This window comes from Acidovorax sp. (assembly GCF_016783915.1).
Lineage (GTDB): Bacteria > Pseudomonadota > Gammaproteobacteria > Burkholderiales > Burkholderiaceae_C > Acidovorax.
Genome location: NZ_JADHVT010000017.1, coordinates 36,619 through 53,102 on the forward strand (window position 1 = coordinate 36,619; position 16,484 = coordinate 53,102).

The window sequence follows — 16,484 nt, forward strand, 5'->3', positions numbered from 1 at the left end:
GAATGCCGCTACAGGTACCAGGCGGCGCGGGCTTCTTCGGGGCTGAGCGGCGCACCGGGGCGGCGGTCGGTGACATTCAGCCAGGAGCGCACACCCTGGCTGCCACTCAGCGCGCGCATCAGCAGCAAGCCTGCGCCAATGCCGCGAATGGCCGCCGAGCTGCGGCTGGGCGCCATGAAGGCCGCCACCGCCAGCGCGCTGGATGCCGCCAGCACGACATGGTGCTCCAGAGCAAACCCTTCGCGCGTGTCGTCGTACTCGATGGCGCTGCGAGCGATGCGCTGCAATGCAGGGGATGTATTTCGTTCCATAGCCAGAAATGTAGATAGCAACCGCCGAAAGATAGTGCAAAAACCACTGCACCCGCGTCAGAAAGCACCTTGTAGTGGCGTGAGCCAGCCCAGCTGCTTTATCGCCGCACTGCTTGAAGTTTAGAGAAACCACCGGAGACCATTCATGACCGAAGCCTATGTATTCGATGCGCTGCGCACCCCGCGCGACAAGGGCAAGAAGGACGGCACCCTGCACGAGGTTAAGCCCATTGACCTGCTGGTGGGTCTGCTGACCGAGTTGCAAGCGCGCCACCGCTTTGACACGGCGGCAGTGGACGACGTGGTCATGGGCATCGTCTCGCCCGTGGGCGAACAGGGCTCGGTGTTACCGAAGGTAGCCGCGCTCAAGGCCGGGTGGGACTTTCGCTGTGCGGGCGTGCAGGTCAACCGCTTCTGCGCGTCGGGCCTCGAAGCCGTGAATATGGCCGCGCAGAAGGTGCGCAGCGGCTGGGAAGACCTGGTGGTAGCGGGTGGCGTGGAGAGCATGAGCCGCGTGCCCATTGGCTCCGACGGTGGCGCCTGGGCGCAAGACCCCGCCACCAACTCCGCCACGCTGTTCGTGCCCCAGGGCATCGGCGCCGACCTGATCGCCACGCTGGATGGCTACACCCGTGCCGACGTGGACGCCTTCGCGCTCGAATCCCAACGCCGCGCCACCGCAGCACGCGCGGCGGGCTACTTCAAGAACTCCGTCGTGCCTGTGCGCGACTTCATCGGCCAGACCATCCTGGCCGAAGATGAGTTCATCAAGCCCAAGACGACACTTGAAGGCCTGGGCGCGCTCAAGGCATCGTTCGAGCAACTGGGTGGCATGGGCTTTGATGCCGTGGCGCTGCAGCGCTACCCGCAGGTGGAGCGCATCCACCACGTGCACCACGCGGGAAACTCCTCGGGGATCGTCGACGGTGCCGCTGCGGTGCTCATTGGCAACGAGGCCGCCGCCAAGGCCCACGGCCTTACGCCCCGTGCGCGCATCGTGGCCACGGCGCTTAGCGGGGCCGACCCCACCATCATGCTCACCGGCCCCGTGCCCGCCGCCAAAAAGGCGCTGGCCCGTGCAGGCATGACCATCGACCAGATCGACCTGTTTGAAGTGAACGAGGCCTTCGCCGCCGTGCCCATGCGCTTCATGCGCGAGCTGGGCGTGCCGCACGACAAGGTCAACGTGAACGGCGGCGCCATCGCCATGGGCCACCCGCTGGGCGCCACGGGCGCCATGATCCTCGGCACCCTGATTGACGAACTGCACCGCCGCCAGCTGCGCTACGGCCTGGCCACGCTGTGCGTGGGCGGCGGCATGGGCATCGCAACGATTGTTGAACGTATCTGAACGGGCAGGAGACAAGAACATCATGCAAACCATCCGCTACGAACTCATCCCCGCCCAGAGCACCGAAGGTCAGGTCGCCGTCATCACGTTTGACGAAACCAGTTCCCCCGTCAACACCATGTGCCGCCAATGGCAGCAAGAGCTGGGCGAGGTCACGGCCCAGGTGCTGGGCGACCGCGAACGCCTGGGCACTGCGCTCAAAGGCATCGTGCTGGCATCGGCCAAGACCAGCTTCTTTGCCGGGGCCGACCTCAAGGCAACCATGCGCCTCACGCCCGCCGATGCGCCGAGCGCGTTTGGCGAAATCGAGCGCATGAAGAAGCACTTTCGCACGCTCGAAACACTGGGCATCCCCGTGGTGGCCTGCCTCAACGGCGCAGCGCTGGGCGGTGGCTGGGAAGTGGCACTGGTCGCCCACTACCGCATCGCTGTGGCCGACCCCAAGATCCAGTTCGGCCTGCCCGAGGTGACGCTGGGCCTGATGCCGGGCGCCACCGGCGTGACCAAGATGACGCGCCTGTTGGGCCTGATGGGCGCGCAGCCCTACATCCTGGAAGGCAAGCTCTTCAACCCCGCCGAAGCGCTGGACCTGCAACTGGTGCACGAACTGGTGGCTACGCGTGAGCAACTGCTGCCCGCCGCCCTGGCCCACATCGCCACCCACCCGCACGCGGTGCAGCCGTGGGACGACAAGAACTACAAAATGCCCGGCGGCACACCCGCCAACCCCAAGATCGCTGGCGCCCTCACCGTGGCGCCCGCCATGCTCAAGAAGACCACGCGCGGCCGCTACCCCGCGCCCGAGGCGGCCCTCGCCGCCATGGTCGAAGGCGCGATGGTGGACTACGACACCGCCCTGCGCATCGAAAGCCGCTACCTCGCCCGCCTGATGACCGGCCCCGTGGCGCGCAACATGATCAACACGTTCTTCTTCGACATGAACGCGATCAAGAGCGGCAAGTCGCGCCCCGCTGTACGTGGAGTTGTGGCCCCACGCTACAAGCCACAAAAGGTCGGCATCCTGGGCGCCGGCATGATGGGCGCGGGCATCGCCTGGGCCCAGGCCAGCCGGGGCATCGCCACCGTGCTCAAGGACGTGAGCGCGGAGAAAGCCGAGGCCGGCAAGACCTACAGCGCCAAGCTCGCGCAAGCCCGCGTGGACAAGGGCCGCATGACGGCCGAGGCGCAGCAAGCGCTGCTGGCGCGCATCACGCCCACCGCCAGCGCGGCCGACCTGGCGGGCTGTGACCTCATCATCGAAGCCGTGTTCGAAAGCCGCGACCTGAAGGCCAAAGTCACGCAAGAGGCCGAGCCGCAATTGGCGCCCGGCGGCTTCTTTGCCAGCAACACCTCCACCCTGCCCATCAGTGGCCTGGCCACGGCCAGCAGCCGGCCCGAGAAGTTTGTCGGCATCCACTTCTTCAGCCCCGTGGACAAGATGAAGCTGGTCGAGATCATCCGGGGCAAGCAGACCGATGACGAAACCGTGGCCCGCGCCTTCGACTACGTGCAGGCCCTGGGCAAGGTGCCCATCGTGGTCAACGACTCCCGCGGCTTCTACACCAGCCGCACCTTCGGCACCTTTGTGATGGAAGGCGCCGCCATGCTGGGCGAAGGCATCCCCGCCGCCGCCATTGAAAACGCCGCCATGCAGGCCGGCCTGCCCGTAGGCCCGCTGGCCGTGCTGGATGAAACCGCGCTGACCCTGAGCGTGCACGTGCTGGACCAGACCCGCGCCGACTACGCGGCCGAAGGCAAAACCTACACCGCCACGCCCGGCGAGCTGCTGGTGGAGCGCATGGTCAAGGAGCTAAAACGCCCTGGTCGCGCCGGTGGCGGCGGCTTTTACGACTACCCCGCAGGCGCCAAGAAGCACCTGTGGCCGGAGCTGAAACCTCTGTTCGAAAAGCCCGGCGTGGAGTGGAGCGTGCAGGAGATTCAGGACCGTCTGCTCTACCGCCAGGCCATCGAGACTGCGCGCTGCCTGGCCGAGGGCGTGCTGACCAGCGTGCATGACGCGAACATTGGGTCGATTTTTGGGATTGGCTTTCCGGCGTGGACGGGGGGGGCGATGCAGTTCGTTTATGGAACGGGTGTTGAGGCGTTCCTGAAGCGTGCGGATGAACTGGCGGCGAAGTATGGAACGGGGTTTGCGTTAGATACCAACACGAGAAATGCCATTGCGCTTTCTGTCCCGGTGTACTGATCAAATCATTTGAGCATCACCATTCAAGCGCATGACAGTTGCGCATTTCTGCGCCAAATCAGAATAGTCGATACAGGTGGGCCACGCGCGTGCTCGGCGCTTGCATTCGCCCCACCTTACCGGCTCTATCGCTTGACAAGAATCAAGACAAAACCTTTTTGCCGTACATCTGAGTGAATGCACATTTTTTGCTATTGCGCATACTGCTTCTTGAGTAACATGTTGTCACAACTATTGGATGACACATGAAATTCACAACCGTCTTGCTTACCTCCACCGCAATCATTCTTGGAGGCTGCTCGACTGCCGCAAAAGACATCGCGCCAACCTACGTTTCACCGATCCAATATCAGTCCTACGACTGCCAGCAAATCGAAGCTGAGAATGCACGACTCGTCAACCGCGTGAGTCAACTTGGTGGACGCCTGGATGAAGCTGCTTCTAATGACAAGGCCATCGGCGTTGTGGGAGCTGTACTTTTCTGGCCAGCGCTTTTTGCACTAGGAGGCACCAAGAATCAAGAAGCCGAATACGCCCGTATCAAAGGCGAACACGATGCGTTGCAACAAGCGTCTATCCAAAAGAAATGCGGGATGCAGCAGGCAAAGGAGGCAAGCCCGGTTCCAGCAAAGGTCGAATCAGCGCAACCACCTGTAGAGCCCGCGGCAGTAGCTGTTGATAGCAAGAAGTAATGGCAATGCAGATGAAAACTCTGATTGCACTACTTGCTCTGTGCGCCACAGTTGCAGTGCATGCGCATTCAGGTGGCACTGACAAACAAGGTTGCCACATGGATAGCAAGACAGGCATTAGGCACTGTCATTGATGAGATCCGCCCGCCCAGTGCGGGTTCTTTGGCCGGACGGACTCTCCTATTGGCGCGACTCACGCACCAACGAATTCTCAAGAATCCTTCAACCCCAACATCCCCCGCGCCTCCTGCGGCGAAGCCACCTCCCGCCCCGCGTTGCGCGCGTACTCCGCCAGCTTCTCAATCAACGGCCCGTTCGAATCCGCCTTCGTCCCATCCGGCAGATAGAACGTGTCCTCCAGCCCCGTGCGCAAATGCCCGCCCAGCTCGGCCACGCGCTGGTGCACGGGCCAGATCTCGCTGCGGCCGATGACGGTGGCCTGCCAGGGGGCGTCTTTGATCTTGAGCTTGAGCAGGATGGGCAACAGGTCGGGGTCGGCAGGCATGCCGGATTCAACGCCCATCACAAAGTTGTATTCGGGCAGGCGCTCGGTGTACATGCCGGTCTGCACGTACATCTCCACGCAGCGCACGATGCCGACGTCAAAGCATTCAAACTCGGGCAGCGTGCCAGTCTCCAGCATCACGTCGATGAAGTCCTTGACCTTGGCGGGCTGGTTGTCGAACAGCATGGGCGGCCAGGCCCAGGTGCCGTTGCTGCGCACCTTCAGGTAATTGAGCGAGCCGGCGTTGCATGCGGCCATCTCGGGGCGGGTGGCGCGCAGGCAGTCGAGCGGGCCCTGGTAATTGGGGCCCACCACGCCGGTGGTCTGGTTGATGATCAAACCCGGGCAGGCCTCGCGCATGGCTTGCACACAGTCGCGCGCCACCTGCGGATCCCAGCTGGGCAGGTGGCCCTTGCCGGGCTCCTGGTTGCGAAAGTGCACGTGGACCACGGCGGCGCCTGCGTCGTAGGCGCGGCGGGCTTCTTTTGCCAGTTGCTCGGGCGTGACGGGCACATGGTGCTGGCCGGGGTCGGTCAGCACGCCGGTGATGGCGCAGGTGATGATGGCTTTGTTGCTAATGGCGTGACTGGTCATGGTGCGTCTCCGAATGGCGTTACTGCTCTTGTTTCGCAATCCCCGACCGTTCGGCCTGAGCCTGTCGAAGGCGGGGCGCCCAGGCTTCGACGGGCTCAGCCCGAACGGATGGGGTCGCGGTGAGTTTTTGGCCCATGGCACACCTCACATATCGAGCTGCCTGGCAGCCAGGTCTTTCATGATTTCTTCCGCACCGCCGCCGATCATCATGACCTTGACCTCGCGGTAGATGCGCTCGCTGACGGTGCCGCGCATGAAGCCCATGCCGCCCAGGGTCTGCACGGCCTGGTCGGCGCAGAACTGCATCGTTTGGGTGGCGTGGTTTTTCAACATGCAAACCTGCGCCACCCACTCGGGCCCGGTGCGGCCCGAATCGGCCTGTGCGGCCACGGATTCGCACCACGCGGCGGTGGACTGGATGTGCATCTGCATGTCCACCAGCTTGTGGCGGATGACCTGGTGTTCCACCAGCGCGGCGCCAAAGGTTTTGCGCTGGCGGGCCCAGGCCAGGGCTTCGTCGTAGCAGGCCTCGGCAAAGCCCAGGGCCGATGCGGCCAGGCCAAAGCGCTCACCGTTGAAGTTGGCCATGATGATGCGATAGCCCGCGCCCTCTTCGCCCAGCAGGTAGCGGGCGGGCACGCGCACGTTGTCAAAGCGCAGGTGGGCGGTGTCGGAGCAGAGCCAGCCCATCTTGTCGAGGCGCGTGCGCGACAGGCCTGGGCTGTGGCCAGGGATGAGCAGCATGGAGATGCCTGCGCTGCCTTTGCCGCCGCCGGGCCGCCCCAAGGCGGCAAGCGCACCCTCGGGGGGCAGCGACCCATGCGAAGCAAGGGAGCGTGGGGGCTCATGGTCTCTGCCAGCTTCGCCGGTGCGCACGGCCACCGTGATCCAGTCCGCGCGCATGCCTGAGGTGATGAACATTTTTTCGCCGTTGACGATGTAGTCATCGCCCTCGCGCCGCGCGGTGGTCTTGAGCTGGGCTACGTCGGACCCGCCACCGGGCTCGGTAATCGCCAGCGCGGCAATCTGCTCGCCCGCCAGCACGGGCGGGATGACCTCGGCACGCACAGCGTCGCTGCCATGTGCCAGCACGGGCGGCAGGCCGATGTTGTGCGACAGCAGGCTGGCCAGCACCCCACCGCTGGCGCCGTGGCGGCTGAGCGCGCGCCACAGCGGCAGGCGCAGCTGGTAGCTGGCGGGCGTGCCGCCGTACTGCTCGGGGTAGCCCAGGCCCAGCAGGCCAAGGTCGGCCGCGCGACGGTACAGGCTGCGGGGGAATTCACCGGCCGCGTCCCACGCGTCCACATGCGGGGCAATCTCGGTGCGGGCAAAGCGGGTGACGGTGTCGGTGAGCGCGGTACGGTCTTCGTTGCTCACAGGGGTCGCGTCGGATGTGGCGGTCATGCGGGCGCTCCTTGCGCGGCGGGTGCAAAGCGGGCCAGCACCTGGCCGGGCGACACCTGCTGGCCGGGCGCTACCAGCAGCTCGGCCACGGTGGCGGCTGCGGGGCTGGCCAGGCTGTGTTCGAGCTTCATGGATTCGATGACCACCACCGTGTCGCCCGCCGCCAGCGCCCGGCCTGCGGCCACGGGCAATGCGACCACCTTGCCGTTGAAGGGGGCGCGCAGCTCGGTGGCGCCGCCCGCTGCACCCGCGCGCGCAGCGGGCTCCCATGAGGCGTCTTCCACCCAGCCGTCCACGCTGCCGGTTTGCCAGTGCCAGCCCAACGGCCCAACCGCAACGTAATGCACACCACGCTGGGGCAGTTGCAAAGTCACAGGTTCTGCCCCGGCCTGCTCAATCTGCAGCCGCCCACCGCCCAGCTCGCGCACAGCGACGGCGTGCACCGCGCCCTGGTGGCGCAGGCGCAGGGGCCGGGTCATGGAACAAGGCAGATCCGATGCTGGATTTGAAGCAAAAATGGCCTCTAGCGCAGGAGGAATAAGCGCTGATAGCTCTTCATTTAATAGCAACTCCTGCAGACCAGCAGCGTACTCCGCCAGGAACGGCACCAGCGCCTGTCCACCGGCAAACACGGGGTGCTGCAGACACGCCGCCAGATACGCGCGGTTGGTGGGCAGGCCCAGCACGCGGGTGCTGTGCAGCGCACGCACCAGGGCAGCAATGGCCTCGGCCCGGGTGGGCGCGTGCACGATGAGCTTGCCCAGCATGGCGTCGTAGTGGGGGGTGACTTCGGCGCCCTCTTCCAGCGCATGATCAAAACGCAGCGCGCCCAGCGCGGCCCGTTCAAACACGGTGGCCGGTGGTGCGCTGAGCTGCACCACACGGCCGGTGTGAGGGCGAAAGTGCGCGTCTTCGGCACACAGGCGCACTTCGATGGCGTGGCCTTGCACATGCACCTGGTCTTGCGTGAGCGGCAGCGGCTCACCCCGCGCCACGCGGATCTGCCATTCCACCAGGTCCAGCCCGGTGAGCGCTTCGGTCACCGGGTGCTCCACCTGCAGACGGGTGTTCATCTCCATCAAGAAGAATTGCGCCCCCACGCTCCCCGCTTCGCGTGGTTCGCTGCCCCCCGAGGGGGCCTTCGCGCCTTGGGACGGCCCGGCGGCGCTCAAGTCTTCACCGTCGAGCAAGAACTCCACCGTGCCCGCGCCTACGTAGCCAGCTGCCTGCGCCAGCGCCACGGCGCAGGCGCCCATGCGTTCGCGCAATGCGGCGTCCACGGCGGGGCTGGGGGACTCTTCGATGATCTTCTGGTGGCGGCGCTGCACCGAACAATCGCGCTCGCCCAGGTGAATGCATCCGCCGTGAGCGTCGGCAAAGATCTGCACCTCCACATGGCGCGGCTGCAGCAGCGCGCGTTCGATGAGCAGGTCGCCACAGCCAAAACCCGCCAGGGCTTCGGACCGGGCGCTGGCGAGCGCGGCGGGCAACTGCGCCAGGTCGGTGACCAGGCGCATGCCGCGCCCTCCCCCACCGGCCACGGCCTTGACCAGGAGGGGCGTGCCGATGCGCGCAGCCTCGGTGGCAAAGCGTTCGTCGCTCTGGTCGTCGCCCGCATAGCCGGGCAGGCAGGGCACGCCATGCGCCTGGGCCAGCGCCTTGGCCCCGGCCTTGCTGCCAAGTGCATGGATGGCAGCGGGTGACGGGCCGATCCAGGTCAGGCCCGCATCGACCACGGCCTGGGCAAAGTCGGCGTTCTCGCTGAGGAAGCCATAGCCGGGGTGCACCGCATCGGCCCCAGTGGCGCGGGCGGCGGCGAGCAGCTTGTCGGTGCGCAGATAAGTGTCGGCACTGGCCGCACCGCCCAAGGCCACGGCCTGGGTGGCTTCGCGCACATGCAGGGCGTTGGCATCGGGGTCGGAGTAGACGGCTACCGTTTCGATGCCCATGCGCTGGGCGGTGTGGATGATGCGGCGGGCAATCTCGCCGCGATTGGCGATGAGGATCTTTTTCATAGACTGTGCCCTCGCGGCTCCATCGCCCGCCTGCACGCTGCGCGTGCACGGGCAATCTGCTTCGCCCTGCCTACGGCATGAACGCCGCGATTGGCGATGAGGATCTTTTTCATAGGCTGAGCCCTCGCGGCTCCATCGCCCGCCTGCACGCTGCGCGTGCACGGGCAATCTGCTTCGCCCTGCCTACGGCATGAACGCCGCGATTGGCCATAAGGATTTTTTTCATCAGCACTGCCCTCGAGCCAGCTTCGGCATGCCCGCAAGCATCACCATCCCGTTGATGGATTCGGCGACTCTGAATCTCAAATACCCGTTCGGGCTGAGCCTGTCGAAGCCTGGCGCGGCGCTTCGGCAGGCTCAGCGTGAACGGCTTCAGGGAGGTGGAGAGCGATTCCGTCACGATGGGGCTTGCTTTCATGTCTTCACATTCCAGGGCGGCGCCTTGCGCGCAGCAAACGCCGCCAGCCCTTGCGGCGCCTCGGCGCCACGCAGCGCTTGCGCAAAGGCAATGGCCGCTTCGTCCAGCAGCACGGGCAACGGCGTTTCGGGCTGGGCCAGCAACAAACGTTTGGTAGAAGCCACGGCCTGCGGCGCTGCGGCAGCGTGGCGTGCAATGGCTACCTGCAAAGCGGCATTCATGTCGCCCGCCGCCAGGTCATCGACCAGACCCAAGCGCTGGGCGGTAGCGGCATCCCAGCGCTCGCCGGTCAGCAAACACCGCCGCGCTGCCGCTTGGCCAATGCGCCGCACCACAAACGGCGCGATCTGCGCGGGCACGATGCCCAGCGTGACCTCGGGCGTGGCGAATTGCGCATTGGCGTGGGCCAGCACATGGTCGGCGCAGCACACCAGGCCGAAGCCGCCGCCCATCGCGGCGCCCTCCACAGCCACGATGAACCACTGCGGAAGCGCGCACAGGGCCTGTAGCAGCGCCCCAAAGCGGCGGTTCAGTGGCACCAGCGGGTCGGCATCACCCGCAGCCAATGGCTGGCCGATGGTCTTGGCAAAACCGCCCAGGCTGCCGCCCGCACAGAAGTGCCCACCGGCACCTCGTAGCACCACGCCACGCAGGTCGGGATCGGCCGCTGCCCGTTCGCACGCGGCTATCAAACCGTCAACCATCGCCTCGGACAGCGCATTGCGGCTGGCCGGGTCGTTGAGCGTCCAGGTTTCGACACTGCCGCTGGGCAGCGGCGCGCGGGTTATCTGTAAAGGCATGTCAGGTCTCCACCGTGCTGCGCGCTACGCACGACATACGAAACTGGCGCGGCCCAGTGCCAGGGCAGCCGAGCAAGGGCCGCCCCGCAGCGAGGGCTGCGTCCCCCTGCCCGCATTGCGCAGCAATGCGAGAGCGGGGGGAAGCGACGAAGTCGCTCAGGGGGGTGTTCATCTCTTCGCGATGCCCATGAGCTTGGCGAGGATGCCCAGCATCACTTCGTCGGCCCCGCCGCCAATCGACGCCAGCCGCCCGTCGCGGTACATGCGCGAGACCTTGTTCTCCAGCGTGAAGCCCATGCCGCCCCAGAACTGCAGACAGGTGTCGGGCACCTCGCGGTTCAGGCGACCGGCCTTGAGCTTGGCCATGCTGGCCAGCTCCAGCACGTCCTGGCCGCTCACATACAGGTCGCAGGCGCGGTAGGTCAGTGCACGCAGCGCCTCGACCTCGGTCTTGAGTTCGGCCAGCTTGAACTGCACCCACTGCTGGTCGGCCAGCGTGCTGCCAAACAGCTTGCGCTCCTGCGCGTAGTCGATGGTCCACTGGATGCAGTGGTTCAGCGATTCGAGCGTGCTGGCGGCGCACCACAGGCGCTCTTCCTGGAACTGCTGCATCTGGTAAATAAAGCCCTGCCCTTCGGCACCGATGCGGTAGCGCTGCGGCACGCGCACCTCGTCAAAGTAGATCAAGCCCGTGTCGCTGCTGTGCATGCCGATCTTGCGGATCTTTTGCGCCACCTCGATGCCCTTGGTGAGCTTGCCGCCGGGCCCGTCGCGCATGGGCACCATCACCAGGCTCTTGTTCTTGTGCACAGGGCCTTCGCCCGTGTTCACCAGCATGCACATCCAGTCGGCCTGCAGGCTGTTGGTGATCCACATCTTCTGGCCGGTGATCACGTAGTCGTCGCCATCCTTGCGGGCCACGCTCTTGATGCCCGACACATCGCTGCCCGCCGCCGGCTCGCTCACGCCGATGCAGCCCACCATGTCACCCGCGATGGACGGGGCCAGAAACTGGCGCTTGAGTTCTTCGCTGCCGTAGCGCGCCAGCGCCGGGGTGCACATGTCGGTCTGCACACCAATGGCCATGGGCACGCCGCCGCAGTGGATGTGGCCCAGCGCCTCGGCCATGGCCAGACTGTACGAGTAGTCCAACCCCTGGCCGCCGTATTCCTCGGGCTTGCACAGGCCCAGCAGGCCCAGGTTGCCCATCTTCTTGAAGACCTCGTGCGCGGGGAAGATCTCGGCCGCCTCCCACTCGTCTACATGGGGGTTGATCTCCTCGTCGATGAAGCGCTTGAGGGTCTTCTGGATTTCGCGGTGCTCGTGCGTGAACTGCATGGTGCTTGTCTCCTGCTGTTGCGTTTGTACGTTTGTGTGCCTGCAAACCTCGATCACGAAAGCTGAAACTGCCCCAGCGGCTGGGGCCTCCCGTTGAGCACCAGCTCCACCTGGTGCGCGCCGGGGTAGTGGGTGCGTGTGGTCATCTGCTGCAGCGACAGCGTCTTGCCCACCGCCACGGTGGCGCCGGGTGCGATGTCCAGCGTCTGCAGCTTGAACACCTTGGGCGCCGCGCCACCGTGGGCCTTGACGTAGTGCACCTTGAGGTCGGCCAGCACGCGCTGGGCCTGGGGTGTGGGGTTGTGCAGCTCGGCCTCGATGCGCACCTTGTCGCCGATGCGTGCGCGGGCGGGCAGCACGCGCGCGGCCCGCACGTCCAGCGCCACAGCATGGCCCACGCCCAGGGCATCGAGCGCGCCAGCGTCGCCGCGTTTGATGAGAAAACGCAGGCCGTGGCGCACCAAGGCCTCGCGCGGGGCGGGTGCGCCCTGCAGCCAGGTGCGCGCGGTGCCCACGGCCAGGTCGGGGTGGTCCTTGGCGATGTCGCCCAGGTGGTTGGCGACGGAGCGACGCACGTAAGACGATGGGTCGTCCTTGAGCGCGTCGAGCAACGGCAGGGCCAGATGCGGGTTGTTCTGGAATGCAGGCAAACGCGGTGCCCAGGGCAGGCGGGGCCGCGTGCCTTCGCTCACCAGGCGGCGCACATGGGCGTTGTCATCCTGCGCCCAGTCACGCAGCTGCGCGAGCGTAGCGTGCTGGTGGTGCAGCAGGTAGGGGCGTATGCAGAACTCGGCCGTAAAGCGCTGGGTGAGCGCATGCTGCGCGGCCATGGCCGCCTCGAAATGCGGCAGGCCGTGTGTGCCGATGTAGATGCTGTGCGGCAGGTACAAAAAGGCGCTGTAAGGGCGGTCACCCGCATCGGGCTCACCCGCTGCATCCAAACCCATGGGTGGGTCCATCGAGTCGACCAGCACACCCAGCGCACGCGGTACGTCTTGCGGCAGGTGGGCCTGCAGGGCCTGCGCAATGCGCTGGCCGCGTGCCATCAGCTCCAGCGATTCGTAGCCGGGCTCTACTTGCTGCAAAAACGCGGTGGTATCGAACTTGCGCCACGCGCGCCGCACCATGGCCGCGATGCGCGGGGGCACGGTGTCGTTCAGCAGGTGTTTCAGAGGCTCGGCCATCGTGGTGATTGCGTGTTTTGGCGAGACTCTTACATCCGCGCCACGCCAAAGCTCAGGGGCCGCAGCGTGCGGGCCTGGGCCTCGGCGCAGGTGTCCAGGCAAAACGCCAACACGGCGCGCGTGTCGCGCGGGTCAATCACGCCGTCGTCCAGCAGCAGGCCGCTGGTGTAGAACGCATCGGCCTGGGCCTCGAACATGGCGACAATCTTGTCGAACTGGGCCTGCGATTCGACCGGGTCGGGCGTGATACCTTTGCGCGCGAGCGCCGCCTCGGTCACGATCTGCATGGTGCGCGCGGCCTGCTCGCCGCCCATCACCGCCGTCTTGGCGCCGGGCCAGCTGAACAGGAAGCGCGGTGCATAGCCCCGCCCGCACATGCCGTAGTTGCCCGCACCAAAGCTGGCGCCGCACTGGATGGTGATCTGGGGCACGGTGGCGTTGGTCACGGCCTGGATCATCTTGCTGCCGTGCTTGATCATGCCGCCCTGCTCGCTGTCCTTGCCGACCATGTAGCCCGTGGTGTTCTGCAGGTAGATGATGGGGTGGCCCAGCTGGCACATCCACTGGATGAAGTGCGTGGCCTTGTTCGCGCCTGCCACGTCGATGGGGCCATTGTTGCTGATGAAGCCCACCGCGTGGCCCTGGATGCGGCCCTGCGCGCACAGGGTGGCCATGCCGTAGCGTGCCTTGAATTCGAGCAGCTCCGAGCCATCCACCAGCCGCGCCATCACCTCGCGCATGTCCACGGGTTGGCGCAGGTCGGCAGACATCAGGGACAGCAGGTCCTCGGCGGGCAAGGTGGGCCCGGGTGCGCTGGGTCGCGGCGCTACGCCCCACCCCAGCTGCGCCACCACATCGCGCGCCAGGCCAATGGCCTCGCGGTCGTCCTGCGCCAGGTATTCGCCCAGGCCCGAGACGGCGGTGTGCATCTCGGCACCGCCCAGTTCTTCTTCGGTCGCAATCTCACCCGTCGCGGCCATGAGCAGCGGGGGCCCAGCCAGAAAGGCGCGCGAGCGGCCCTGCACCATGATCACCACATCCGACAAGCCGGGCATGTAGGCGCCGCCCGCCGTGCCCGAGCCGTGCTGCACAGTGATCACCGGAATGCCCGCCGCCGACAGCCGCGCGAGGTTGCGGAACAGTGTGCCGCCGTGCACGAAGCCTTCGACGCGGTAGCGCATGAGGTTGGCACCCGCGCTCTCCACCAGGTGGATGAACGGCAAGCGGTTTTGCAGCGCGATCTCCTGCACGCGCAATATCTTTTCCAGGCCCATGGGCTGGATGGCTCCGGCCTCGATGCCCGAATCGCTGGCCACCACCATGCAGCGCACGCCGCTGACAAAGCCGATGCCCGCGACCATACCGCCACCGGGCACGGACCTCTCGGGGTCTTTCACGTCCTGCAGGTAGCCCGCCAACGTGCACAGCGGCAGCCAGGGCGCACCCGCATCCAGCAGCAGCGCCACGCGCTGGCGCGGCAGCAGCTGACCGCGTTTTTCAAACTGGGGCAGCGACCGGGCCGAGGCGGCGGCGGCACGCTCTTCCAGCGCGCGCAGAGCATGAAGGCGGGCCTGCAGCGCCGTACGGCGCTGCGTGGCCTCGGCGCTGCCTGGGTTGAATCGGGAGGTGAAGACGGCGGTCATGCGGCCTCGGTCTTGGGGGTGTGGGAAGGTGCAAACACCTGCGGCACCTGCGCGCGGTGAAAGCCGTCAAATGGCCGCACGGCCGGGTGTGCAGCGGCGGTGGCACCAGGCGGGCGCTGCGGCCAGCCCATGCGCACCTGGGGCCGGGCGCCGTCCACCCGCAGCGTGGTGCCGCTGATGAAGCTGGCTGCCGGGCTGAGCAAAAAGGTGATGGCCGCCGACACCTCGGCCTCGTTGCCAAAGCGGCCGAGCGGCACCGTGCGCGGCATGGCGCGCAGCATGTCGCCCGCCTCGGGCGGGTAGTTGTCCATGCCGCTGGAGGCGATGTAACCTGGCGCCACGGCGTTCACGCGCACACCGCTGTGTGCCCATTCCAGCGCTGCCGTTTCCGTCAAGCTGACCATGCCCGCACGGGCAGCGCCACTGTGCCCCATGCCCGGCATGGAGCCCCACATGTCGGCCACGATGTTGACGATGGAGCCGCCGTGCTGCGCCATCCACTGCCGGTAGCACTCGCGCGCCATCAGAAAGCCGCCGGTGAGGTTGGTGTTCAGCACCGCCTCCCAGCCCTTGGCGCTGATGGATTCAAGCGGCGACATGAACTGCCCGCCCGCGTTGTTGACCAGCGCATCGATGTGGCCCTGCGCAGCAAGGATCTGCTGCACCAGCGCCACCACGCCTTCTTCGGATCGGATGTCGCACACCTCGCAGGACACACGGCCACCATCGGCGGTGATCTCTTCGGCCACGGCCAGCAGCTTTTCTGGCTTGCGCCCCACCAGCACCACATGCGCGCCCAGGTGCGCCAATTCATGCGCCGTGCACCGGCCTATGCCCGAGCCACCGCCGGTGACCACCACCACCTGGCCCTGGAACAGGCCCGGAGCAAACACAGACTGGTAGGCGTTGCCCGCAGTGGGGGCCATGTTGAGTCTGCCTTGATGGAGTTGTTATGAACGGATGAACAAGGCCAGCGCCTCGTCGGTGAGCGCGTCGAGCGACTTGCCCTTCTTGGGCGAGAACCACTGCACCGCCCAGTTGAGCGCCCCAAAGATGAACAACCGCGCCACACCGGGCTCGGCCTGCAGTGCGCCTTGCTGCGCCAGCGCGTGAAGCACGGGCATCCAGGTGGCCTCGTAGCTGTCCTTGATGCGGGCAATGCCCTTGCGCTGGGCCGGCGTGAGCGAGCGCCACTCGTACAGCATCACGGGGATGAAGCTGCTGCGCGGGCCGAGCAGGATCTCGAAATGGTGGCGAATGAGGGTGTGCAGTTGCTCGCGTGCTGTGGCCTGGGTTGGCAGTGCATCCAGCGCCTGCTGCTGGCTTTGTGTGGCCATGGTCATGCCCTCGCTCATCACGGCGTAGAGCAGCGCGCTTTTGCTTTCGAAATGGTAGAAGGGCGAGCCGCTGTGCATGCCCGCCGCCGCCGCAATGTCGCGCGTGCTGGTGGCGGCAAAGCCCTGGGTGCGGAAGAGCTTGGCCGCGCCGTCCATGAGCTTGCGACGGCGGTTGCCGTCGTCCAGTTCTTCGGCGGTCTTGCGGGGGCGGCCGCGGGGGCGGCGGGTAGGGGTTGGCTCCACAGTGGCTGCATTGGCGCCGGAGGAGGCTACGGCCTTGCTGCCAGTGCGGGCCGGCGGTTTCTTGGGAGCGGGGGCGATGGCGCTGGTGCGCGGCACGGGTGAATCCATGCAGGCACGATAGCAAAACTGTTTATTTTTAGCAAGCAAGTGCTTTGTAAAAATAGATAGCTTGCCTCATCATGATTGCCATCGGGTGTTATTTGATTTGAAGCGCTGTTATCTATCGCTTGATTTGCTATCTATTTGGAAGCGGATGGCATGCCCGTGTGGAGTGCGGGAGCCGGGAGTCGCCCGGCAGGCGAGTCCCTTTCTTTCGCGTCGCCGAAAGAAAGGAACCAAAGAAAGGGCGACCCCACTGTCTGCGTCCCCTGCGCTTCGCTACGGGGCAACCTGCGGTGCTCGGGTTTGGCGGGGTCTCGCTCGAACTCGCTTCGCTCAGACAA

15 protein-coding genes are annotated in these 16,484 nt (G+C 66.1%); 4 read left to right on the top strand and 11 right to left on the bottom strand.

All coding sequences use genetic code 11. The annotated features are described in order from the left end of the window. Nucleotides 1-8: 8 nt before the first annotated feature. Nucleotides 9-311: a hypothetical protein gene (locus tag ISS20_RS05830; protein ID WP_225581100.1), complete on the bottom strand. Its 303-nt coding sequence runs from the start codon at nt 309-311 to the stop codon at nt 9-11. A gap of 145 nt (nt 312-456) precedes the next feature. Between ISS20_RS05830 and ISS20_RS05835 the strand changes: the two genes are divergently transcribed. From ISS20_RS05835 to ISS20_RS05850, 4 genes are all read left to right on the top strand, one after another. Next, nucleotides 457-1,662 (top strand): acetyl-CoA C-acetyltransferase, encoded by a 1,206-nt coding sequence (locus ISS20_RS05835; RefSeq protein WP_291434638.1) that lies wholly within the window; start codon nt 457-459, stop codon nt 1,660-1,662. Nucleotides 1,663-1,684: 22 nt separating this feature from the next. Next, nucleotides 1,685-3,868 (top strand): 3-hydroxyacyl-CoA dehydrogenase NAD-binding domain-containing protein, encoded by a 2,184-nt coding sequence (locus ISS20_RS05840; protein ID WP_291434640.1) that lies wholly within the window; start codon nt 1,685-1,687, stop codon nt 3,866-3,868. Between the two features lie 245 nt (nt 3,869-4,113). After that, nucleotides 4,114-4,560, top strand: a complete 447-nt coding sequence (locus ISS20_RS05845) for a hypothetical protein (RefSeq protein WP_192420761.1) — start codon at nt 4,114-4,116, stop codon at nt 4,558-4,560. An 11-nt stretch (nt 4,561-4,571) separates the two neighbouring features. Then, nucleotides 4,572-4,694 carry a YHYH domain-containing protein gene (locus ISS20_RS05850; RefSeq protein ID WP_225581101.1) on the top strand — a complete coding sequence of 41 codons (123 nt, stop codon included), beginning with the start codon at nt 4,572-4,574 and terminating at the stop codon, nt 4,692-4,694. 77 nt (nt 4,695-4,771) lie between these two features. On the opposite strand, the gene ISS20_RS05855 is transcribed toward ISS20_RS05850, so the two are convergent. From ISS20_RS05855 to ISS20_RS05900, 10 genes are all read right to left on the bottom strand, one after another. Then, nucleotides 4,772-5,644, bottom strand: a complete 873-nt coding sequence (locus tag ISS20_RS05855; protein WP_291434661.1) for a 3-keto-5-aminohexanoate cleavage protein — start codon at nt 5,642-5,644, stop codon at nt 4,772-4,774. Between the two features lie 159 nt (nt 5,645-5,803). Next, a complete protein-coding gene (locus ISS20_RS05860; RefSeq protein ID WP_291434644.1) occupies nt 5,804-7,063 on the bottom strand; it encodes an acyl-CoA dehydrogenase family protein in 1,260 nt (419 codons plus the stop codon). After that, nucleotides 7,060-9,078 carry a biotin carboxylase N-terminal domain-containing protein gene (locus ISS20_RS05865; RefSeq protein ID WP_291434646.1) on the bottom strand — a complete coding sequence of 673 codons (2,019 nt, stop codon included), beginning with the start codon at nt 9,076-9,078 and terminating at the stop codon, nt 7,060-7,062. The genes ISS20_RS05860 and ISS20_RS05865 overlap by 4 nt, the downstream gene beginning before the upstream one ends. Before the next feature lie 109 nt (nt 9,079-9,187). Next, a complete protein-coding gene (locus ISS20_RS05870) occupies nt 9,188-9,496 on the bottom strand; it encodes a hypothetical protein (protein ID WP_291434648.1) in 309 nt (102 codons plus the stop codon). Beyond that, nucleotides 9,493-10,296 carry an enoyl-CoA hydratase/isomerase family protein gene (locus tag ISS20_RS05875; protein ID WP_291434650.1) on the bottom strand — a complete coding sequence of 268 codons (804 nt, stop codon included), beginning with the start codon at nt 10,294-10,296 and terminating at the stop codon, nt 9,493-9,495. Before ISS20_RS05875 ends, ISS20_RS05870 begins: the two co-directional genes overlap by 4 nt. A gap of 168 nt (nt 10,297-10,464) precedes the next feature. Beyond that, nucleotides 10,465-11,634 (bottom strand): acyl-CoA dehydrogenase family protein, encoded by a 1,170-nt coding sequence (locus tag ISS20_RS05880; protein WP_291434652.1) that lies wholly within the window; start codon nt 11,632-11,634, stop codon nt 10,465-10,467. Between the two features lie 53 nt (nt 11,635-11,687). Beyond that, nucleotides 11,688-12,818 (bottom strand): DNA alkylation repair protein, encoded by a 1,131-nt coding sequence (locus tag ISS20_RS05885; RefSeq protein ID WP_291434654.1) that lies wholly within the window; start codon nt 12,816-12,818, stop codon nt 11,688-11,690. Nucleotides 12,819-12,847: 29 nt separating this feature from the next. Then, nucleotides 12,848-14,461: a carboxyl transferase domain-containing protein gene (locus ISS20_RS05890; RefSeq protein ID WP_291434655.1), complete on the bottom strand. Its 1,614-nt coding sequence runs from the start codon at nt 14,459-14,461 to the stop codon at nt 12,848-12,850. After that, entirely contained in the window at nt 14,458-15,387 is a 930-nt protein-coding gene (locus ISS20_RS05895; RefSeq protein WP_291434657.1) for an SDR family oxidoreductase, read from the bottom strand. The genes ISS20_RS05890 and ISS20_RS05895 overlap by 4 nt, the downstream gene beginning before the upstream one ends. A 24-nt stretch (nt 15,388-15,411) precedes the next feature. Continuing rightward, nucleotides 15,412-16,149 carry a TetR/AcrR family transcriptional regulator gene (locus ISS20_RS05900; protein ID WP_291434659.1) on the bottom strand — a complete coding sequence of 246 codons (738 nt, stop codon included), beginning with the start codon at nt 16,147-16,149 and terminating at the stop codon, nt 15,412-15,414. Between the last annotated feature and the right edge of the window lie 335 nt (nt 16,150-16,484).

Excerpts from the sequence above, each read along its gene's own strand:
- ISS20_RS05830 (WP_225581100.1), bottom strand. The coding sequence starts at position 311 with ATGGAACGAAATACATCCCCTGCATTGCAGCGCATCGCTCGCAGCGCC.
- ISS20_RS05835 (WP_291434638.1), top strand. The coding sequence starts at position 457 with ATGACCGAAGCCTATGTATTCGATGCGCTGCGCACCCCGCGCGACAAG.
- ISS20_RS05840 (WP_291434640.1), top strand. The coding sequence starts at position 1,685 with ATGCAAACCATCCGCTACGAACTCATCCCCGCCCAGAGCACCGAAGGT.
- ISS20_RS05845 (WP_192420761.1), top strand. The coding sequence starts at position 4,114 with ATGAAATTCACAACCGTCTTGCTTACCTCCACCGCAATCATTCTTGGA.
- ISS20_RS05850 (WP_225581101.1), top strand. The coding sequence starts at position 4,572 with ATGAAAACTCTGATTGCACTACTTGCTCTGTGCGCCACAGTTGCAGTG.
- ISS20_RS05860 (WP_291434644.1), bottom strand. The coding sequence starts at position 7,063 with ATGACCGCCACATCCGACGCGACCCCTGTGAGCAACGAAGACCGTACC.
- ISS20_RS05865 (WP_291434646.1), bottom strand. The coding sequence starts at position 9,078 with ATGAAAAAGATCCTCATCGCCAATCGCGGCGAGATTGCCCGCCGCATC.
- ISS20_RS05870 (WP_291434648.1), bottom strand. The coding sequence starts at position 9,496 with ATGAAAGCAAGCCCCATCGTGACGGAATCGCTCTCCACCTCCCTGAAG.
- ISS20_RS05875 (WP_291434650.1), bottom strand. The coding sequence starts at position 10,296 with ATGCCTTTACAGATAACCCGCGCGCCGCTGCCCAGCGGCAGTGTCGAA.
- ISS20_RS05880 (WP_291434652.1), bottom strand. The coding sequence starts at position 11,634 with ATGCAGTTCACGCACGAGCACCGCGAAATCCAGAAGACCCTCAAGCGC.
- ISS20_RS05885 (WP_291434654.1), bottom strand. The coding sequence starts at position 12,818 with ATGGCCGAGCCTCTGAAACACCTGCTGAACGACACCGTGCCCCCGCGC.
- ISS20_RS05890 (WP_291434655.1), bottom strand. The coding sequence starts at position 14,461 with ATGACCGCCGTCTTCACCTCCCGATTCAACCCAGGCAGCGCCGAGGCC.
- ISS20_RS05895 (WP_291434657.1), bottom strand. The coding sequence starts at position 15,387 with ATGGCCCCCACTGCGGGCAACGCCTACCAGTCTGTGTTTGCTCCGGGC.
- ISS20_RS05900 (WP_291434659.1), bottom strand. The coding sequence starts at position 16,149 with ATGGATTCACCCGTGCCGCGCACCAGCGCCATCGCCCCCGCTCCCAAG.